Genomic DNA, 18,785 nt, shown 5'->3' with positions numbered 1-18,785 from the left:
GGGCGCAGGACATGCCCGCCGCCCGCCGCCGGGCCCCGGGGGTCGGTTCCGAGGTCGAGGGACCCCGTCCTGTCCGAGGACGGAGCGCCGGGGCTCGGGACAGAACGGGACTCCGCGGTGACGGTGACCAGTCCGTTCGCGCCGCCGACGAGACGGACCGCCCCGACCGGAGGCCGGACCCCCCGCTCCCAGCCGTGCCCGACGTGCGCCTCGCGCCAGGGGCGGGGGAGTATGGGCGCATGCTTCTGGCACGACTCGCCGACGCTTCCCAGCAGGTCACCGCCACCTCCGCCCGCTCGCGGAAGATCGCGGTCCTGGCCGAGCTGTTCTCGGAGGCCGTGCCCGAGGAGAGCCCGCTCGTGATCGCGTACCTCTCCGGCCGGCTCCCGCAGGGGCGCATCGGCGTCGGTTGGAGCGTGCTCAAGAACGTGATCCCACCGGCCGTACCGCCCGCCGCGCACCCCGGTCTCACCCTCGCCGGCACCGACGCGGTCATGACCGAGATCGCCGCCGTCTCCGGCGCCGGGTCGCAGGCCGAGCGCGCCCGGCTCGTCCACGAGCTGATGGCCGCCGCCACCGTGGAGGAGCAGGAGTTCCTGATCAGGTTGCTCTCCGGGGAGGTACGGCAGGGAGCCCTGGACGCCATCGCCCTCGAAGGGGTCGCGCGCGCCGCCACCGTGTCCTCCGCGGAGCTTCGCCGGGCCGTGATGCTGGAAGGTTCGCTGCCCCGCGTCGCCCGGGCCGTGCTCGCCGACGGACCCGCAGCCCTCGAAGGCTTCGATCTGCGCGTCGGCGTGCCCGTTCAGCCGATGCTCGCCCACACGGCCGCCTCGGTCACCGCGGCCGTCGCCGGTCTCGGACGGTGCGCGGTCGAGGAGAAACTCGACGGCATCCGTATCCAGGTGCACCGCCGCGGCGACGAGGTGAGGGTGTTCACCCGATCCCTGGACGACATCACCGGCCGACTGCCCGAAGTCGTCGCCGTCGCCCGGGAGACGGCCGCCGACCCGTTCATCCTGGACGGTGAGGTGATCGCCCTCGACCCCGCCACCCGTCGGCCGCTCGCCTTCCAGGACATCGCCTCCCGGGTCGGCTCCCGCGTCGACGTCGCCGCCGCCCGCGCCACGGTGCCCCTCTCACCCGTCTTCTTCGACGTGCTCTCCGCCGACGGTGAGATGCTCATCGACCGGCCGGGCCAGGAGCGCCACGCCGCCCTGGTCCGTCTGCTGCCCGAGAACCGGCGGGTCCGCCGCTTCGTCGTCGACGACCCCGGCGCGCCCGGACAGGTGGAGGCGGCCGAGCGGTTCCTCACCGACACCCTGTCCCTGGGACACGAAGGCGTTCTGGTCAAGGCCCTGGACGCGCCCTATGTGGCCGGCCGCCGCGGCCGCACCTGGCTCAAGGTCAAACCGGTGCACACGCTCGACCTCGTCGTCCTCGCCGCCGAGTGGGGCCACGGCCGCCGCACCGGGCTGCTCTCCAACCTCCACCTCGGCGCCCGGGCCGCCGACGGGACCTTCGTGATGCTCGGCAAGACGTTCAAGGGCCTCACCGACGAGATGCTGCGTTGGCAGACCGAGAAGCTGGCCGAACTCGCCGTGGACGACGACGGCTTCACCGTACGCGTACGCCCGGAACTTGTCGTCGAGATCGCCTACGACGGTGTCCAGCGCTCCACGCGTTACCCCGCCGGGGTCACCCTGCGCTTCGCCCGCGTCCTGCGGCACCGGCCGGACAAGCCCGCCTCCGACGCCGACACCGTGGAGCGGGTCGTCGCGATATGACCCCGGGACTCGCTCAGTCTCCGTTCGTGTAGCGACGGCGCACCCAGAGCGGAAGCACGTACCAGCACAGCAGGTACCAGGCGACCAGACCGGTGACCAGCCACGGCACGTACCCGTCGTGCGTCGCCACCCGCAGGACGAGCAGCAGGGCCGAGGTCAGCGTCGCGAGCAGCAGCACGAGCCCGACGAACGTCAGCCGCGAGGCCCAGACCACGGTCTGGGGCTTGATCCGCCGCCCTGCCACGATGCGGTGGAACGACACCGGTCCGATCAGCGCCCCCGTCGCCGCCGCGCCCAGCGACACCGTGACCACGTAGATGGTCCGGTCGGTGTCCGACAGTTCGGAGAACCGTGGTGCGAACACGACGGTGAGCAGGAAGCCGAACAGGATCTGCACGCCCGTCTGGGCGACCCGGATCTCCTGCATGAGTTCGGCCCAGCGCCGGTCCGCGCGCTCTTCCGGCGTCTCGTGACGACCACGGACGAGATCGTCGCCGTCCGTCTGCCCCTGGACTGGTCGAGTGGACACGGAACCTCCTGTTGTCGGCCCTCTCTTCGCGGGTAACCGCAAGGAGCCCGCTTCAATCCTGGGCCGCCCGAGCCGGGGGGAGGCCGCGCCCGCCCCGGTGTACGGGAACGTCGCGGGACGCCACGGCGCGAGGGATGCTGGAGGCGTGGCAGGACGACGAACGCCTGGCAGCGAGGAGATGAGCCACGTGTACGACACCCACATCGACACCGACGTCACCGTGCAGCTGAGCGACTGCGACCGGGAGGACGCCCAGGCGGTCTTCGACGTCCTCGACCATGTCTACCGGCTCGAGGACATGAGTGCGCCCGGCCCGAAGGCGGTCGGAGCGCCCGCCCCCACGGTCTGGATGGCGACGTTCGACACGGCCGGCGGGCGTCGGGAGGAAGCCGGTCCGGTGCATCTCACCGGGAGGGTCGGCGCGCTGCTGACCGGTGGGTACCACGCGGTCGAGGAGGTCGAGAAGACCCTCGCCGCCACCTTCGCGGTGCAATCGGCGCAGTCCGTCTCGGGCGACCAGGAGACCGAGGCCCGCTTGCTCCTCGCATCCCGCTGACCCGGCCGGCCCCGCCGGTCCACTGACACCCCGGACGGAGCGGACGGGCGCCGTCCGGGGCACATGTCTGTCCCGAACCCCCTATGCATCGCGTGTATACACCATGTGTAGAGTGCTCCCTGTGCCCCGACTGCGCCCCTGACCAGGCGCGTGTCGCCATTCGAAGCCATCTACGGGGAAAGCGGGTTGCAGCATGTTCCGAACCGATACGGGGAAGCGCCGGGGATCGGCCGCCGCCCTTCTGGCGGCGGCCTCTCTCGTACTCGCCCTCACCGGCTGCGGAGTCGATCCGATCACCCCGGCCGAAGCCAGGGGCAAGGCGGCCGGGTCGGACGACAAGCGGGGCGGGGAGGGTGCTGCGGGATCGACGGGTCCGGCCGGACCCGTCGACTGCGCCAAGACCAAGTGCATAGCGCTGACCTTCGACGCCGGCCCCGGCAAGGACACGCCCCGCCTCCTCGACGTGCTCAAGGAGAAGAAGGTACCCGCCACGTTCTTCCTGCTCGGCAGGAAGCACGTCGATCGGTATCCCGAGGTCGTGAAGCGCATCGCGGACGAGGGGCACGAGGTCGCGAACCACACCTGGACGCACCGCATCCTGACCGATCTGGAGGCCGACGAGGTGCGTGACGAACTGTCCCGCACCCAGGACGCGATAGAGAAGATCACCGGAAACCGGCCGACCCTCATGCGGCCTCCGCAGGGGCGGACCGACGGCACGGTCTCGGAGGTGAGCCGCGACCTCGGTCTGGCGCAGATCCTGTGGAGTGTCACGGCCAAGGACTACTCCACGACCGACTCGGACCTCATACGGAAGCGGGTGCTCGAGGGGGCGCAGGGTGACGGGATCATCCTGCTGCACGACATCTACGACGGCACCGTCCCCGCAGTGCCGGGCATCATCGACGAGCTCAAGGCGCGGGGCTTCACCTTTGTGACGGTGCCGCAGCTCCTCGCGCCCGGCAAGGCGGAGCCGGGGGACGTCTACCGTCCGTGAGGTGAGACGCACGAGCGGTAGAAATGTGGGTGAGGTGTCTCACATCGGGCACCCTGGACGCCGCGGAACCCGTCTTGAAGGTTTATCGTTCATCAATGTGTGATGGCGAAGGGGCCCGGTCCCCAGGTCCCCCCCTTGCGGTGACCGCTCTTCGTCGTCGCGGCAATCGGCCCCGGTTGGAATCCCCCGTCCAACCGGGGCTTTGTCGTTCCCGGAGCCGTGCCCGTAGTCGTTTCCCGGGCGCGGACCGCTCATGAGGGGCGCGCGCTCCGGCGCGTTCAACCCCTTCGGGTGACTCCTCGCATGCCCCTTCCGTGGCCGGGCAAGATCGTCACAGGCTGTGACGAACCCGTCACCCGGCCCGCTGATCAGGGACGCCACGAGGGGGCAACCATGCCGGACGCGATCGCGCACATCCGCCGCGCCGTCGGGGCCCTCGCCGCCGGGCTCCTGCTCTCGGGATGCGGGACGAGCGAGCCCGGGCCGGCCGTTCCGCGGACTCCGCAGGCGCAGGACGTGCTGCTGAGGACCGTGGAGCGCACCCTGGTCGACCGCTGTCTGGACGCACGCGGACTCACCCTCGCCCGGCGGCCGGACACCCCGGAGGAAGACCGGCGCCTCCAGGGGGCGCTCTTCGGCACCGGTCCCCGGGAGCTGTCGCACACCCTGGCCACCGGCCACACCGTCACCGCCCATACCGACGGCTGCCTCGCCTCCGCGCGCCAGACCCTGTACGGAGACCAGACGCGCTGGTTCCGGGCGCAGGTGACCGTCGACAACCTGCGTGCCGAGGCTCAGAACCGGATGAAGGACGATCCCGCCCACCGGGCCGCCCTCGCGCGCTGGAACCGGTGTGCGACCCCGTCCGGCCGCTCGCGCCCCGACCCCGCGGTCGTCGCCCGCTGTGACAGGGAGAGCGGACTGGCCGAGGTGCGGGCTCGGCTGGAACCCGCGGAGCTCGCGAAGGTGCGCTCCCTGCGCGGCGACCAGCTCACCACCTACCAGCAGTTGCGCACCCGCGCACTGCGGCGGGCAGCCGAGCTGTCCGCACCCCTCACCGCACAGGAAGGCAACAACGCTTCATGAAGCGCATCCTCACCACGGCCGTCGCCCTGCTCGCCCTCACGGGCGGGCTCGCCCTGACCGCACCCGCCCAGGCAGCCGATTGCCCGAGCGGCGAGTTCTGCGCCTGGGAGAACGCCGACTTCGGAGGTCAGCGCGCCAACTGGAGCGGTGACGACGGCTGGTGGGAGAGCTGGATCGCCGACACCGACTCCTCCTGGGCCAACCACGGCATCTCGGGGCCGGGCATCAAGGATCACGTCCGGGTCTACGAAAGCGCGCATCAGGGCGGCGCGATGACCATCTGTCTGACTCCCGGGCAGGAGGTCGGGTACAACGGCGTCGCCAACGACCGCGGCGACTCCCACACCTGGGCGATGAGCTGCTGAGGGGCTCTCCCGCCATGGCGCGCTCCCGCACCCCACCGGGTGTGGGAGCGGTCAGTTCCCGGCGCCGAGCCACAGATCCGGGCCGAAGACCTCGTAGTGGACGGCCGAAGCCGCGACGCCGCCCGCCAGCAGGTCACCGCGCACCTTGCGCATGAAGGGCAGCGGGCCGCAGAGGTACGCAGTCACGTCGGCCGACAGGTCGAGCGTGGTCACGTCCGCGCGGCCGCGGCCGGCGTCCGCCGTGCCCGGCTGCTCGTACCAGAGGTGCAGCGAGCCGTTCGGAAGCGCGTCGACCAGTCGGCGCAGCTCCTCGCGGTGCGCGTGGTCGGCCGGGGAGCGGTCGGCGTGCACGACCGTGACCGGACGGTGCGAGCCGGTGGCGGCGAGGTGGTCGAGCATGGCCAGCATCGGCGTGCTGCCGATTCCGGCGGAGGCGAGGAGCAGCGGGTCTTCGCCCTCGGGGAGGACGAGGTCTCCGAACGGCGCGGACACCTCGATGGTGTCGCCCACGCGTGCGTGTTCGTGCAGCCAGGTCGACACCTCGCCCACGGGGTCGCCGTCGACCCGCTTGACCGTGATCCGCCACTGCGGGCGGCCCGGCGCGGAGGAGAGGCTGTACTGCCGGATCTGCCGGGAGCCGTCCGGCAGTGAGACGCGCACGCTCACGTACTGTCCCGGCCGGAACGACCCCGGGGGACGTCCGTCGGTGTGGCGCAGGGCGAGGGAGACCGTGTCGGCTGTCTCCCGGTGCCGTCCGACGATCTCCATGGGGCGGCGCACCCCGCCCTCCTCGACTCCCGTCTCCTCGTAGAGCCGAGACTCCAGCGCGATGAGCGCGTTGGCCATCAGCCAGTAGACCTCGTCCCAGGCCTGGGCGACCTCGGGCGTGACGGCGTCGCCGAGCACGTCGGCAATCGCGGCGAAGAGGTGCTCGTGGACGACTTTGTACTGCTCGGACGTGACGCCCAGTGAGGCGTGCTTGTGGGCGATGCGGGAGAGCATGACGTCCGGCCGGGTGTCCGGGCTCTCCAGGAGCGCTCCGGCGAAGGCGGCGATCGAGCCGGCCAGCGCCCGCCGCTGATCGCCGTTGACCTGGTTCCCTCGGTTGAAGAGATCGCGGAGCAGCTCCGGCCGGGCCGCGAACATCCCGGCGTAGAAACGCTCCGTGATCTCACCGAGTGCGGCCCCGACGACGGGGAGGGTGGCTCGGACGACGGGGGTGGCCTGCTCGGACAGCATGGAGAGTCCTATTGTGGTAGATCATCTACGTATTTAAAGGCGTAGGTCGGCAGGGTGAACGGGGTTCTACGGGTGGGGGGCGGGTGTCAGTCGGCGTGTCGGGTGCCCAGTGATACGAGGACCGGTCCCGTCGGTGACTCGACCAGGTCCGCCACGGTCAGCGGGTCGAGCGACGCGTAGAAGGCCTCCTGTGCCTGGCGCAGCGCGCCGCGCAGCCGGCAGGCCGCGCGTAGGGGGCAGGGGGTCTCGCCCTCGCATTCGACGACCTCCTCCTCGCCCTCTAGGGTCCGGACCAGCCACCCCACCGAGGCGCGTCGCCCGGTCTCCGTAAGAGACAGGCCGCCGCCGCGTCCGCGTCGCGCCTCGACGACGCCGAGATGCTGGAGTCGTGTGACCACCTTCGCCATGTGGGCGTAGGGCACGGCCATCATCTCGGCCACCTCCCGCGTGGTGGCCGAGGGCTCGTGGCCGGGTGTCCCGGGGACCGCCAGACGCATCACGGCACGCAGCGCCAGGTCGGTGAATTTCGTCAACCGCACACCGGGACCGTATCAAATAAGCATGCTGGATACCTATTATGGGGTGGGGTCACTGTGAGCGGTGTGCCGAGAGGTGACGCCAGACCCACACGCCGCCCACCACCAGGGGAGTGACCACCAGGACGAGGGCGAGCAGAGGCCACCGGCCGCCGCCGAGCTCCTGGTCCGTGAAGAGCACCAGGATCACCATCACCAACGGGAGCACGATGGACGCCAGTGCCCGCAGCGAGGCCATCACCATCTCCGGCTGAAGACGCCTCGTGCGCGGCGGGGGAGGGTCCGGGGTGCCGCAGTAGAAGACGACGGCCCGATGAATCAGCCTGGTCGTGGCCTTGTGGTACGAGACCCCCATGTACGGCAGCCACACCAGGGGTGCCACCAGGCCGGTCAGGAACACCGCGATCAGCAGCGCCCACTGCCCGAGCCGGGCGAGCCTGCCCTGGCCGTCGTCGTCCGTCGTCACGATGCCGAGGAGACGGGCCATCCGCAGCGTCAGTCTCCAGAGGGCCACGATCCGGTCCGGGCGGGGCCGTGTGTCGTCGGCCGGAGCCGGGCGGGCGCGCAGCCCGGCCGCAGCGGCCGTCGTGTCCGCGTACACCCCCTGGAGAACGAGGAGTTCGGCCGCGCGCTCGGGGTCGGTGGTGTCGCGGCCGTCCAGACCGGCCAGTACGAGGATCGCCCGTGCCTGGAGCAGCAGCGCGCCGCAGAAGGCGACGGGGATGAGCAGCATGAACGGCCCGCCCACGAACGCCCCTTCGGCGGTGACCGCCCGCCGGCCGCGCGCCGCGACCAGGGCGCGCAGTTCGGCGGGAGCCGCGTCCGGATGGTCCCGGCGCAGCCGCTCCACGGCCCGCCCGGCCGGCGGGCCCATGTGTCGCAGGGCGAACACGGCGAGCAGTTCGGGCAGCCGGCCGGGTTGGGCCCATGCCTCCCGCAGCAGCGAGAGGGAGGGTACGGGAGCCGGTGTGTCCGCGGCGCCCTTCCTCAGGACAGGACCTTGGCCTTCGCCTTCTCGAACTCCTCGTTCGTGATGGCGCCCTTGTCCTTGAGCTCGGCGAGCCGTGCCAGTTCGTCGGCGTGGCTCGTACCGGTACCCGCCGTCCTGCGGATGTACGACTGGAACGCGGCCTCGCTCTCCTTGGCCTGCGCCACGTCCCGCTGGGTCATGCTCTTGCCGCGGGCGATCACGTAGACCAGCACGCCGAGGAACGGGAGGAGGATGCAGAAGATCAGCCACCCCGCCTTGCCCCAACCGCTCATCTCATGGTCGCGGAAGATGTCGGTGATGACCTTGAAGAGGAGGAACAGCCACATGATCCAGAGGAAGAACCAGAGCATGCTCCAGAAGAGGTTGAGGGCGGGGTAGTCGTCCATTCCTGCGCTCCGTTCCTGCGGTGCCCTGAAGTCGGCCACTCGTATGAGCGAGTTTCGCCCACCCCCCGTCGGCCCGCATGTCGAAGGCGCCGCGTGGATCATGGAAATCGGATCCACGATCCACGATCCGTATCCACGGCCCAGGCTCAGGCCGTGCGCGCCCTCAGCGCCGCCAGGGCGCGGTCGGCGTGGGCGCTCATCCGCAGCTCGCTGCGGACGACCTCCAGTATCCGGCGGTTCTCGTCGACGACGAACGTGACCCGTTTGGTCGGCGCGAGCGAGAAGCCGCGCTTCACCCCGAACCGGTCGCGGACCGATCCCTCGGGATCCGAGAGCAGCGGGTAGCCGAGGGAATGGCGGTCGGCGAACTCCTGCTGTCGCTCGACGACATCGGAACTGATGCCGACGGGGCGCGCCCCCGCCGCCTGAACTCGGCGGCCAGGTCGCGGAAGTGGCAGGCCTCCGCCGTGCATCCCGCCGTCATGGCCGCCGGATAGAAGAACAGGACGACGGGTCCTTCCGCAAGGAGTTCGACCAGCGATCGGGGTGTCCCCGTCTCGTCCGGAAGAGTGAAGTCCTCGACGATGTCACCGACGTTCATCCGGCCCGCCCCCTTGTCTCCGACCGGCCCGCCCGGTCGTCGACGGGTGACGCTACCGCAGGGTAGGGACGCGCGTCACCGGCGGGCCGCCGAGTCTCGGGCCCGCTGCCGCGCGGCGAGCCGCCGGTCCAGAATGGCGAGCACCTGCTCGCCCCAGCGCAGGTTCTCCTCTTCGAGGGAGCGGCCGCGCATCAGTGTGAGGTAGGGCCCGATCCGCTCGGCCTCGCGCAGATAGGTGGCCTCGTCACGGCCGGCGAGCATCCACTCCCGCAGCCTCTCCCACCGCGCGAGCTTGCCTCGCGCCCACTCCATCCGCTCCTGGACGAACCCGCGCACCGCCTCGGTGTCGCCCTCGTCGCACGCCTGCACCTGGACCATCAACTCGTCCCGGATCGCGGTCGGTCGCGGCGGTTGGACCGTGAACGCCATGAGGTCCTGCCGGCCGGTGTCGGTGAGGGAGAACATGCGCTTGTTGGGGCGCCGTTCCTGTTCCACGACACGGGCGGCGATCAGTCCGGCCTCGGAGAGCCGGTCGAGCTCGCGGTAGAGCTGCTGGGGCGTGGCCGCCCAGAAGTTGGCCACGGACACGTCGAAGATCTTGGCCAGGTCGTATCCGGACGCCTCGCCCTCCAGGAGGGCTGCGAGGACCGCGTGCTTCAGGGACATCCGGACACGCTAGCAGCCCCGTTGAACAGGTGGTTTCGCACCTATTCAGCAGGTTGGGGCGCCGCGGCGGATTCCGGGAGACGCGGAGGGGCCCGGTCGACGCGCCGCAGGATCATCCGCAGCGTGGCGCCGGACGGCGAGAGGCGCAGACGGCGACGTTGCGCAGCCGCACCGCACCGCACCGCACCGCCCCGGCCGGGAGAGCCGTTGCCCCAGGCGCCGAGCTGCGCGCGGCCGGGGAGCGGGTCGGTGAGCTGCGCGCCGCCGTCGAACTGGCCGGTGCGGTCGGGCGCTCGTCGCCGCGCGGCTCAGCGGCGAGCGCCGCCGTCGTTCTCTCGCCCGCTACGCCCGCACCGTCGAGAGCGTGCGGGACTCCGAACTCCGCGAAATCCTGGTCCCACGGGAGAACCCGGGGCGGGACGCGGTCCGCCGTTACCTCGCGGCCCAAGGGGTGCAGGGGGCGCACGCCGACGCTGCTCGCGTGTGTGGACGGGCTGGTGTTCGACCGGGTGGTGCGAGGTGGAGAGGATTGCGCGGAGGAGGTGGAAGGCCTGGTGGTGGCGGCCCTGCGGCCTGTCGGCGCGGTCGGTCGTTGACGTGCAGCCAATCGGCTGCCTATCGTGGAGGCAGTCAAAAGGCTGCATGTTGAGGTGGGGGCGATGGACGAGGTGTTCAAGGCACTGGCCGATGCCAGTCGGCGACGGCTGCTCGACAGTCTGAACGCCCGCAACGGTCAGACCCTGCGTGAACTCTGCGCGGGTCTGGACATGGCACGACAGTCCGTCAGTAAGCACCTGGCGCTCCTGGAGGCGGCGGGGCTGGTGGTCACGGTGCGGCGCGGGCGGGAGAAGCTGCACTACCTGAACGCCGCTCCGATCCACGCCATCGGGGACCGCTGGATCAGCCGGTACGCCCGCGAGCGCGTCAGCGCGCTCGCCGACCTGAAGTCAGCATTGGAGCAGAGCCCGATGGACAGCAACGCGTTCGTCTACACCACCTACATCCGCACCACGCCGGAGGAACTCTGGCAGGCCCTGACCGACCCGGACTTCACCCGGCGCTACTGGGGTGTGGCCTTCGAGACGACCTGGACCGCCGGATCCCCGATGGTCTGGGACGAGGGCGGCCGGAGGACGAGCGATCCCGAACAGGTCGTCCTCGCTGCCGACCCCGGCCGCCGTCTCTCCTACACCTGGCACACCTTCACTCCAGCGTGGGCCGAAGCGGTCGGTATCGGCGACGAGGTGTACGCCCAGCTCGCCAGGGAGCGCCGGTCGAAGGTCACCTTCGACATCGAGCCGGCCGGCGACATGGTCAAGCTCACCGTCGTCCACGACGACCTGGAGCCGGACGGCACGATGCGCGGCATGATCGGCGAGGGGTGGCCGGCTCTGATCTCCAGCCTCAAGTCCCTGCTGGAGACCGGCGAGGAACTCCCGGAGCCGCCCCGCTGAGGCCGTCCGTCCGTCCGGGCCGTCCGGGCCTCCGCCGGTGGGGTGACCAGACCGGCACCGGTCGGAGCGCACAGACCGTCGTACGACTCGACGGCCTGCACGAGGAGTTCGGCGCAGGACGCACGAGGGGGCCGACCGGGTGCGTACGCATGGCCGCGGGGCCTGAAGCGGAGGACAGCACTCTTCAGGCCCCGCGGGGTTCAAGGGGGTCAGCGCGAAGCGGCCTCCTGGTGCTGCACCCCGCACACCAGCGCGTCGTTCACGACGTCCGCGACGATCGTGTCGCCCGGGTCCGCCTCACCACCCAGGAGCAGGTCGGCGATCCGGTTGTCCAGCTCCGTCTGGATCGTGCGGCGCAGCGGCCGGGCGCCGAACTCCGGCTGGTGCCCGTGCGCGACGAGCAGCTTCTTCGCCGCCTCGGTCACCTCGAGGTTCAGTCCCTGCGCGCGGACCCGCCGCTCGCTCTGGCGCAGCAGCAGAGTGAGGATCTCCCCGAGATCGTCCTCGCCCAGACCGTGGAAGATGATCGTCTCGTCGATGCGGTTGAGGAACTCCGGCGTGAAGTGGCCCCGCAGATCCTGCTTCAGGTCGTCGCGGATCTCCGAGACGTCGCCGTGGTGGGCCATGATCCGCTGGGCCCCGATGTTCGAGGTCATGATGACCACACAGTGGCGGAAGTCGACCGTCCGGCCCTGCGAGTCCGTCAGACGGCCGTCGTCCAGGACCTGGAGCAGAGTGTTGAAGACGTCCGGGTGGGCCTTCTCCACCTCGTCGAAGAGCAGAACGCTGTAGGGCTGGCGGCGCACCTTCTCGGTGAGCTGGCCCGCCTCCTCGTGGCCGACGTATCCGGGCGGCGCGCCGACGAGCCGGGAGACCGTGTGCTTCTCCTGGAACTCGCTCATGTCGAAGCGGACCATCCGCGTCTCGTCGCCGAACAGCAGCTCCGCCAGCGCCTTCGCCAGCTCGGTCTTGCCGACACCGGTCGGGCCGAGGAAGAGGAAGGAGCCCACCGGACGGTTCGGGTCACCCATGCCGGCCCGGTTGCGGCGCACGGCCTGGGCGATCGCGATGACGGCCTCGTCCTGTCCGACCACCCGGCTGTGCAGGGCGTCCTCCAGCTTGAGGAGCTTCTCCTTCTCGCTCTGGGTCATCTGCGCCACGGGGATGCCGGTACGGCGCGACAGCACCTCCGCGATGTCGTCGACCGTCACCTCCATCACGCCCTCGCGCCGCTCCTCGAGCCCGGCCAGTTCGGCCTCCAGCCGCGCGATCTCGGTCTTGTGCTCGTTCGCCTTCTCGAAGTCCTCGGCGGCGACGGCCTCGTCCTTCTCACGGCGCAGCTTCGCCAGCCGGTCCTCGCGGTCGACCACCTCGGTCGACTTGCCCAGCGAGCGCAGCCGCACCCGGGCGCCGGTCTGGTCCATCAGATCGATCGCCTTGTCGGGCAGGAAGCGGTCGGAGACATAGCGGTCGGAGAGCTCGGCGGCGCCCACGAGCGCGGCATCGCTGTAACGGACCTGGTGGTGGGCCTCGTAGGAATCCCGCAGCCCCTCCAGGATCTGGACGGTCTCCTCGACGGAGGGCTCCGGGATCAGCACGGGCTGGAAGCGCCGCTCCAGGGCTGCGTCCTTCTCCACGTACCGCCGGTACTCGTCGATCGTGGTGGCGCCGACCACATGAAGCTCACCGCGGGCCAGCGCGGGTTTGAGCATGTTGCCGGCGTCCATGGCGCCCTCGCCCGCCGCGCCCGCGCCGACCACGGTGTGCAGCTCGTCGATGAAGAGCACGGTCGAGTCCGCGTCGGCCTTCACCTCGTCGATGACGGCCTTCAGCCGCTCCTCGAACTGGCCGCGGTACTGTGCGCCGGCGACGAGCCCGGACAGGTCCAGGGCGATGACCCGCTTCCCCTCCAGCGTCTTGGGGACCTCGCCCGCCACGATCCGCTGGGCGAGTCCTTCCACGATCGCGGTCTTGCCCACGCCCGGCTCGCCGATCAGCACCGGGTTGTTCTTCGAGCGGCGGGAGAGGATCTCGACGGTCTGCTCGATCTCCTCGGCCCGTCCCACCACGGGGTCGAGCCTCCCCGCCCGCGCTTCCTCCGTCAGATCCCGGCCGTACTCGTCGAGCGTGGGGGTCCTGCTCTCCGGCCGGGCTGCGGGGGCTTCGTCGGGCCGTACCGCGCGCTCGGCGGTCGACCGCAGTCCGCCGACATCCGTCCCGTACGCCGTCAGCAGCTTCGCCGCCGCCGAGTTCGGGTCGCCGAGGAGGGCGCCAAGGATGTGTTCGGGGCCGATGTACGAGACCCCCGACGCCTGGGAGCGCTCGTACGCCCGCAGCAGCACGCGCTTGGCCGACGGGGTGAGTCCGGGCTCCGCCGACGGGACGCCGCTCTCGCCGGGCAGCACCGCGACGATCGAGGCGGCCAGCTGATCGGGGTCGGCGCCCGACTGGGAGAGCAGCGACCGCGACGGGTCGACCTGGGTGCAGGCCCACAGCAGATGCACGGTGTCCAGGTCGGCGCTGCCCTCCTCGGAGGCGCGGGCGGTGGCCCGGCCGATCAGCTCCCGCGCGGAGTCCGTCAGGAGTCTGCCGATCGGCACGCGCTGGACGGCCGGGGGAGAGGCGGCCGGCGACATGCCGAAGAAGCGGTTGAGAAGCTCGTTGAACGGATCCGATCCACCGAGGGAACCGAAGGGGGACATGGTCATGTGGTGCCGTCCAGGTGCGTCGACGTCCGGGTAGTACTCCCTCCCACTGGACCAGCCGCCGGCCGACCCCACCTGCCGAGCCGCGACCGCGGAGCGTGGTGGGGGCGGGCGTCCGCCGCCACGGCCCGCGGTCGCGGGGGTTCGCGCCGAACGGGACGCACCGGCTGACCCGGTCGGCCGATCGGGTGACGATCGGCGGGCACTCCGAGGACAAGGGCCGGCCACCGCATCTGAGCAGCTGCCGCCGCGCCACGGAGTGAGGCAGGCGCTCCTTCGCGCGACGTTCGGCTGGGGTGAAGAGGCGGCTCGCCGGAACGGCCCCCGGGGGCTCGGTCCGCGGGGGCCGTGCGTCGTCGTGTCGGTCAGCGGTACTCGACCGTCAGGGTCACCGGCGTGTCCCTGTTCACGAAGAGGTACGCGTTCGAGGCCGGGGCCGTCTCGAACCGCAGCCGGACCTGCGTCGTACCGCTGCGGTCGAGGGCCGCGAGGGCCGGCGCCGACAGATCCGAGGAGGTCGCGGAGCCCGACGTGAACGCCGCGACCTGCGCCCCGCCTGTCACGGTGGCGGGCGCCGACCAGTCCGAGGGCTCGACGGCGCAGCCGCCGAAGCACCCCGGCGTCACGTCCGCCAGCAGCCGGTTGCCTGCCGGGGAGCCCCAGGGATCGCCCGCACCGCTACTGCGCACCACCGACAGGTACGCGCGCGTGATCTCCTTGTCCGCCGGGATCTTCGACGTGTCGAAGGAGAGCAGTGTCCGGTTCACCCTGGCGTCCGTGCCACGGCCGAGTGCGAGCCCGTACGTGTCCTCCAGCGTGCCCACCGTCGCACCCGTTCCGTCGGCCGACGCCTTCACGTAACCGTCCTGCGCGTCGAGGCTCGGCAGCGTCACCCGGCCGTCCACGGGCGGGGGAGTGGAGCCGCGCAGCGCCCGGACCATCGCCATGATCGTCTCGATCTGGTCGCCCCCGTGGTGGGCGTAGGCGGAGTCGCCGAGATAACCCCACCAGTTCCAGCAGCCGTTGGGGTTCTCCAGCGTGGATGTCGCCTTGGCCTGGGGGTAGAGCACGATCATGTCGTTGGTGTCGGCGTACTCGTTGAGATACGCCTTGTCCACGAACTGGGTCCCGAAGCCCTGGTATCCGTACCCCTGCTTGCAGCCGTGCAGCGCCACCATCAGGGAGCAGGACGCACCCTCGGAGCAGGACTTCGGCACGTACGCGAAGCCGCTGTCGTCAAGCGACAGCGCCGCGGCCGATCCGCCCGGGGCGTACGCGTTCTGGTCGAACCGGATCAGCGCGCCGGCGGGGCTCGTGCTGGGCGGCGCGACGGAGCCCCGCAGGTGGCCGAGGAGATCGTGCTCGGCGTCGAAGCCGCAGTTGTTGATGAACGGACTCTGCGTGACGGTGCAGGAGTTGGGACCGAGCGGGCTGATCCAGGCGTGACCGGCCGCCGTGCTCCGGTCGTACTGGACGCGCGCGCCGAACCGCCCGTAGTAGTCCGCGAGCGCGTCCGCCACCGGCCGCTTCACGGTCGAGTCGCCCGAGCCGCTGAAGACGTACACCGGATCGCCCGCGAGGTTCGCGACAGGGTCGACGAGTCCCTGTGCCGACCAGGTCCGCGTGGTCTGCTCCAGCTGTGCGAGCTGGAGGTCCTGGACGGTGTTCATGCAGGCGTTGAGGGCGGTGGCGAGCATGTTTCGGGCGCAGTGGTACGGCCCCGAGGCGAACACCGCCGAGCCGCTGAACGTGCCCGAGTAGGCCACATGGAGCTGCGTGGCCATGTAGCCGCCGGACGAGATGCCGGCGCTGTAGACGGCGTCGACGACGTACGGCCGCAGCTCACCGGGTACGGGCGTGGGGGCCGCGGCCGCGGCGGGTGTCACGGAGGGGAACAGGGCCGCGACGGCGCACAGCAGCAGGGCTGCCAGCCGGCGTGGCCCGCGCGGTCGGAGGGCGTGGGGTGGACGCATGGGATCTCCCGGGCGGCTCGGTCATGCCAACTGCATGTCGGGTGGTGGGCGGGAGATTAGGGGCGGGTGGCGGGGCCTTCTATGGGGCCGGGCGCCACAACCGGCGGGCAGGAGTATGGCGTTCCGTCATCTGGCAGCCGCCGCATCACACTCCCGGGCGACCTGCGACGATGCCACCATGAGCGACTCCCTGAACGACGAAGGCCCCGTGAGCGACTCCCGGTCCGGCTCAGGCTCCGGGGCGGGCTACGGTTCCGTGACCTCCGACGGCCGTGCGAACGCCGACGCCGAGCGGGACGCCCTGCTGGCCGCCGCGGTCGGACTGCGCGAGCAGGGCCGTCAGGAGGAGGCGCGGGACCGCCTGGTGGCGCTCGCCGCGCGCCACTCCGACGACGCGGAGGTGGCCTACCAGACAGCCTGGGCGCACGACGTGCTCGGCCTGGAGGCCGAGGCCGTGCCGTACTACGAGCGGGCGCTGAAGGCGAGGACCGGCGCGGGCCTCTCGGAGGAGGACCGCAGAGGCGCGCTGCTCGGTCTCGGCAGCACCTTCCGCATCCTCGGCCGGTACGAGGAGGCCGTCGCCACCCTGCGCGGTGGCGTCGAGGAGTTCCCGGACGACGGAGCGCTGCGCACCTTCCTGGCGATGGCCCTGTACAACACCGGAGAGCACCACGAGTCGACGCGTCTGCTGCTGCGCCTGGTCGCGGCCACGAGCGAGGACCCCGGCGTCCGCAGGTACCGCCCCGCCATCGAGCACTACGCCGAGGACCTGGACGAGACCCTCTGAGCGCGGGGGCGCGGGATCAGTCCATCACAGCGGTCAACAGGACGACCGCGTCCTCCAGGGCGGTCAGCCCGTGCCGCTCCTTGGGGATGATCTTCAGTTCGCCCGTTCCCAGCTCCTCCGACCACTCCGCCGCCGTCAGCTTCACCCTCCCCCGCAGCACCTGCAGACTCGCCGCGGGTGGCGCGGTGTGCTCGTCGAGCGAATCCCCCGCCAGCAGGGCGATCACACTCTGCCGGAGCACGCCGTCGTGCATCACCACCTGGGCGCTCCGGGCGTGCGGCGCGGTGCGCGCGGCGGCCAGATGCTCGTCGGCGAGGGCTGCGAGATCACTCATCGTCTCTCCCTGCGGCTACGCGGGTACGGGGGGCAGGCGGGTTCCAGTCCCAGCCTCTCGCCTGCCACGCGCGCCGCAACTCGGGACTTCCGCCCCATCCGCGCCATAGGCCAAGCCTATACATCTACACAGAACTCAAGACTCAGAAGACTAGGGGGCCAGCGCGCCGGTCAGATGGTCGTACGCCATGTGCGCGTGCAGCCGGACGCCGGTGACAAGGGTGTCGTCGTCGGCGTAGAAGTGCGGATTGTGGTTGGTGACCAGGCCGCGCCCGCCCGGCAGCGGGAACGGGCGGCCGTCCGTGTCCAGTGAGGCGTCCTGGACGCCCAGCATCACGTACAGGCCGCCGAAGCGGTTCACGAACTCGGACACGTCGTCGTACCCGAGCGTCGCTCCGGTCTCGACCGTCCGCTCCTCACCGACCACCCGGCGGATCGTCGGAAGCCCCGCCGCGACCCACTCCGCGCTGTTGTGCACGGGCGGTACCTCCTGCAGGTACTCGACCGCGGCCGTGGCGCCGTACGCGGCGGCCGAGTGCTCGGCGAGCGTGGCGAGCCGCCGCCGCACTTCGGCCATGTCCGACTCGACCGCGCAGCGGACCGTGCCCCACAGGGTGACGGTCTGACCGATGATGTTGAACCGGCCGACGTCCTCGATGTGGCCGATGGAGACCGTGATCGGGTCGAAGGCGGAGACCTGCCGGTAGAGCTGACCGATGCCGGTGAGCACCGCGCCCACCGCGGGCATCGGGTCGACGCCCTGCCAGGGGGTGGAACCGTGCACCTGCTTGCCGGTGACCACGATCTTCACCAGGGTGGAGGCGCCGTACTGGTTGCCCACCCGGTACCCCACGTACCCCTTGGGGTAGGGCGTGACATGCATCCCGAACGTCATCGTCGGCACCGGATCGTCGCACGCGCCCTCCTCGAGCATCGCCCGTGCCCCACCGCGCTCGGTGACCGGCGGGCCCTCCTCGGCGGGCTGGAAGACGAACAGCACGGTCCCCGGCAGCCGATCGCGTACTCCGGCGAGCACGGAGGCGGCGCCCATGAGCATCGCGGTGTGGCAGTCGTGACCGCAGGCGTGCGAGACGGGGAAGGGGCCCCCGGGGTAGTCGCTGTCGACGACCCGTGAGGCGAAGTCCTCACCGCACAGGTCCTCGACGGGCAGCGCGTCGGTGTCCGCGCGCAGCGCCACCACCCGCCCGCCCCGAGCGCCTCCGGTCGCCGCGCTTGCGCCGGTGCCGCCGCCACCACCCCGCAGTACGCCGACGACGCCGTGCCCGGCGATGCCCGTACGCACCTCGTCCAGGCCCAGGGAGCGGAGGTGATCGGCGATCAGACCGGCGGTGCCGGCCTCGCGGTTGGACAGTTCGGGGTGCTGATGCAGATGGTGCCGCCACGCGACGACCTGAGCGGCCGTCTTCTCGGCGCGCTGGTCCAGCTCCTGATGGATCGGATCGGTGCTCAAGGGCCACCCCTCGTCGTCGGACCTTCCCTCCAGGGTGACATTCCGGCCCGGCCGCGCTCGCCGAAAGCCCACGACGATCACTGCCGATCGAGGCAGGCGACGTGATCGGGTCCATGACTGAGATCACGCTGATGGCGGACCCCGAGGCCGCCGGCCCGTCCGTCGAGGAGTGCGGAGAACGGCGGGTGGACGTACGGGAGGCGGCGACGCTGCTCGTCGGAGCGCTGACCGGGGCGGCGCTGATGCTCCTATTGCTGTCAAGCGGCTTGGAGCCACTTGCGGTAGGCGTGAGTGAGGTCGTCGTCCCTGCTGAGTCCTCTTTCGAG

17 protein-coding genes and 3 pseudogenes are annotated in these 18,785 nt (G+C 71.1%); 9 read left to right on the top strand and 11 right to left on the bottom strand.

What is annotated here, in order from left to right; all coding sequences use genetic code 11:
• Positions 1-239 precede the first annotated feature (239 nt).
• A complete protein-coding gene (locus tag ACFUJR_RS35380; RefSeq protein WP_383176203.1) occupies positions 240-1,784 on the top strand; it encodes an ATP-dependent DNA ligase in 1,545 nt (514 codons plus the stop codon).
• A gap of 13 nt (positions 1,785-1,797) precedes the next feature.
• Here ACFUJR_RS35380 and ACFUJR_RS35375 read toward each other — a convergent pair whose 3' ends face one another.
• Positions 1,798-2,313 carry a DUF6328 family protein gene (locus tag ACFUJR_RS35375; protein ID WP_383176206.1) on the bottom strand — a complete coding sequence of 172 codons (516 nt, stop codon included), beginning with the start codon at positions 2,311-2,313 and terminating at the stop codon, positions 1,798-1,800.
• 145 nt (positions 2,314-2,458) lie between these two features.
• On the opposite strand from ACFUJR_RS35375, the gene ACFUJR_RS35370 reads away from it, so the two are divergent.
• The 4 genes from ACFUJR_RS35370 (at position 2,459) to ACFUJR_RS35355 (ending at position 5,317) form a co-directional block, all read left to right on the top strand.
• A complete protein-coding gene (locus tag ACFUJR_RS35370) occupies positions 2,459-2,869 on the top strand; it encodes a hypothetical protein (protein WP_383176209.1) in 411 nt (136 codons plus the stop codon).
• A gap of 193 nt (positions 2,870-3,062) precedes the next feature.
• On the top strand, positions 3,063-3,866 hold the full coding sequence (locus ACFUJR_RS35365; RefSeq protein WP_383176212.1) for a polysaccharide deacetylase family protein: 804 nt from the start codon (positions 3,063-3,065) through the stop codon (positions 3,864-3,866).
• 393 nt (positions 3,867-4,259) lie between these two features.
• The gene (locus ACFUJR_RS35360) at positions 4,260-4,952 is read left to right on the top strand and encodes a hypothetical protein (protein WP_383176215.1); all 693 of its coding nucleotides are present in this window, start codon (positions 4,260-4,262) and stop codon (positions 4,950-4,952) included.
• Complete coding sequence (locus ACFUJR_RS35355; protein WP_383176218.1) at positions 4,949-5,317, top strand: peptidase inhibitor family I36 protein; 369 nt, start codon at positions 4,949-4,951, stop codon at positions 5,315-5,317. Before ACFUJR_RS35360 ends, ACFUJR_RS35355 begins: the two co-directional genes overlap by 4 nt.
• 51 nt (positions 5,318-5,368) lie before the next feature.
• Here the strand turns inward: ACFUJR_RS35355 and ACFUJR_RS35350 are convergent, their stop codons facing one another.
• The 6 genes and pseudogenes from ACFUJR_RS35350 to ACFUJR_RS35325 form a co-directional block, all read right to left on the bottom strand.
• Entirely contained in the window at positions 5,369-6,556 is a 1,188-nt protein-coding gene (locus ACFUJR_RS35350; protein ID WP_383176221.1) for a globin domain-containing protein, read from the bottom strand.
• Positions 6,557-6,642: 86 nt separating this feature from the next.
• Positions 6,643-7,095, bottom strand: a complete 453-nt coding sequence (locus tag ACFUJR_RS35345) for an RrF2 family transcriptional regulator (RefSeq protein WP_383176224.1) — start codon at positions 7,093-7,095, stop codon at positions 6,643-6,645.
• Positions 7,096-7,144: 49 nt separating this feature from the next.
• Positions 7,145-7,984 carry a hypothetical protein gene (locus ACFUJR_RS35340; RefSeq protein WP_383176227.1) on the bottom strand — a complete coding sequence of 280 codons (840 nt, stop codon included), beginning with the start codon at positions 7,982-7,984 and terminating at the stop codon, positions 7,145-7,147.
• A gap of 95 nt (positions 7,985-8,079) precedes the next feature.
• Positions 8,080-8,469 (bottom strand): SHOCT domain-containing protein, encoded by a 390-nt coding sequence (locus ACFUJR_RS35335; RefSeq protein WP_383176230.1) that lies wholly within the window; start codon positions 8,467-8,469, stop codon positions 8,080-8,082.
• A gap of 146 nt (positions 8,470-8,615) precedes the next feature.
• Positions 8,616-9,070, bottom strand: a pseudogene (locus tag ACFUJR_RS35330) (peroxiredoxin).
• Positions 9,071-9,145: 75 nt separating this feature from the next.
• Positions 9,146-9,736: a PadR family transcriptional regulator gene (locus tag ACFUJR_RS35325; RefSeq protein ID WP_383176233.1), complete on the bottom strand. Its 591-nt coding sequence runs from the start codon at positions 9,734-9,736 to the stop codon at positions 9,146-9,148.
• 158 nt (positions 9,737-9,894) lie between these two features.
• On the opposite strand from ACFUJR_RS35325, the pseudogene ACFUJR_RS35320 reads away from it, so the two are divergent.
• Together ACFUJR_RS35320 and ACFUJR_RS35315 are read left to right on the top strand one after the other, a co-directional pair.
• A pseudogene (locus ACFUJR_RS35320) lies at positions 9,895-10,332 on the top strand (TetR family transcriptional regulator).
• 63 nt (positions 10,333-10,395) lie between these two features.
• Positions 10,396-11,190, top strand: coding sequence for an ArsR/SmtB family transcription factor (locus ACFUJR_RS35315; protein WP_383176236.1), 795 nt, complete (start codon positions 10,396-10,398; stop codon positions 11,188-11,190).
• Between the two features lie 209 nt (positions 11,191-11,399).
• Here ACFUJR_RS35315 and ACFUJR_RS35310 read toward each other — a convergent pair whose 3' ends face one another.
• Both ACFUJR_RS35310 and ACFUJR_RS35305 read right to left on the bottom strand, forming a co-directional pair.
• Positions 11,400-13,898 carry an ATP-dependent Clp protease ATP-binding subunit gene (locus ACFUJR_RS35310; protein WP_383451116.1) on the bottom strand — a complete coding sequence of 833 codons (2,499 nt, stop codon included), beginning with the start codon at positions 13,896-13,898 and terminating at the stop codon, positions 11,400-11,402.
• 362 nt (positions 13,899-14,260) lie between these two features.
• Positions 14,261-15,868 (bottom strand): poly(3-hydroxybutyrate) depolymerase, encoded by a 1,608-nt coding sequence (locus tag ACFUJR_RS35305; protein WP_383176242.1) that lies wholly within the window; start codon positions 15,866-15,868, stop codon positions 14,261-14,263.
• Between the two features lie 178 nt (positions 15,869-16,046).
• On the opposite strand from ACFUJR_RS35305, the gene ACFUJR_RS35300 reads away from it, so the two are divergent.
• Positions 16,047-16,655 carry a tetratricopeptide repeat protein gene (locus tag ACFUJR_RS35300; RefSeq protein ID WP_383176244.1) on the top strand — a complete coding sequence of 203 codons (609 nt, stop codon included), beginning with the start codon at positions 16,047-16,049 and terminating at the stop codon, positions 16,653-16,655.
• Positions 16,656-16,671: 16 nt separating this feature from the next.
• On the opposite strand, the gene ACFUJR_RS35295 is transcribed toward ACFUJR_RS35300, so the two are convergent.
• Together ACFUJR_RS35295 and ACFUJR_RS35290 are read right to left on the bottom strand one after the other, a co-directional pair.
• On the bottom strand, positions 16,672-16,989 hold the full coding sequence (locus ACFUJR_RS35295; RefSeq protein WP_383176247.1) for a cupin: 318 nt from the start codon (positions 16,987-16,989) through the stop codon (positions 16,672-16,674).
• A gap of 150 nt (positions 16,990-17,139) precedes the next feature.
• The gene (locus ACFUJR_RS35290) at positions 17,140-18,459 is read right to left on the bottom strand and encodes an amidohydrolase (RefSeq protein WP_383176250.1); all 1,320 of its coding nucleotides are present in this window, start codon (positions 18,457-18,459) and stop codon (positions 17,140-17,142) included.
• A gap of 113 nt (positions 18,460-18,572) precedes the next feature.
• Here ACFUJR_RS35290 and ACFUJR_RS35285 point away from each other — a divergent pair.
• Positions 18,573-18,785, top strand: a pseudogene (locus ACFUJR_RS35285) (hypothetical protein); the annotation flags it as partial.

This window comes from Streptomyces sp. NPDC057271 (genome assembly GCF_042668715.1).
In the GTDB taxonomy this organism is placed as follows: domain Bacteria; phylum Actinomycetota; class Actinomycetes; order Streptomycetales; family Streptomycetaceae; genus Streptomyces.
This window is presented reverse-complemented; position numbering and strand designations above follow the sequence as displayed.

Excerpts from the sequence above, each read along its gene's own strand:
- ACFUJR_RS35380 (WP_383176203.1), top strand. The coding sequence starts at position 240 with ATGCTTCTGGCACGACTCGCCGACGCTTCCCAGCAGGTCACCGCCACC.
- ACFUJR_RS35365 (WP_383176212.1), top strand. The coding sequence starts at position 3,063 with ATGTTCCGAACCGATACGGGGAAGCGCCGGGGATCGGCCGCCGCCCTT.
- ACFUJR_RS35360 (WP_383176215.1), top strand. The coding sequence starts at position 4,260 with ATGCCGGACGCGATCGCGCACATCCGCCGCGCCGTCGGGGCCCTCGCC.
- ACFUJR_RS35355 (WP_383176218.1), top strand. The coding sequence starts at position 4,949 with ATGAAGCGCATCCTCACCACGGCCGTCGCCCTGCTCGCCCTCACGGGC.
- ACFUJR_RS35350 (WP_383176221.1), bottom strand. The coding sequence starts at position 6,556 with ATGCTGTCCGAGCAGGCCACCCCCGTCGTCCGAGCCACCCTCCCCGTC.
- ACFUJR_RS35335 (WP_383176230.1), bottom strand. The coding sequence starts at position 8,469 with ATGGACGACTACCCCGCCCTCAACCTCTTCTGGAGCATGCTCTGGTTC.
- ACFUJR_RS35325 (WP_383176233.1), bottom strand. The coding sequence starts at position 9,736 with ATGTCCCTGAAGCACGCGGTCCTCGCAGCCCTCCTGGAGGGCGAGGCG.
- ACFUJR_RS35315 (WP_383176236.1), top strand. The coding sequence starts at position 10,396 with ATGGACGAGGTGTTCAAGGCACTGGCCGATGCCAGTCGGCGACGGCTG.
- ACFUJR_RS35310 (WP_383451116.1), bottom strand. The coding sequence starts at position 13,898 with ATGACCATGTCCCCCTTCGGTTCCCTCGGTGGATCGGATCCGTTCAAC.
- ACFUJR_RS35305 (WP_383176242.1), bottom strand. The coding sequence starts at position 15,868 with ATGCGTCCACCCCACGCCCTCCGACCGCGCGGGCCACGCCGGCTGGCA.
- ACFUJR_RS35300 (WP_383176244.1), top strand. The coding sequence starts at position 16,047 with ATGAGCGACTCCCTGAACGACGAAGGCCCCGTGAGCGACTCCCGGTCC.
- ACFUJR_RS35295 (WP_383176247.1), bottom strand. The coding sequence starts at position 16,989 with ATGAGTGATCTCGCAGCCCTCGCCGACGAGCATCTGGCCGCCGCGCGC.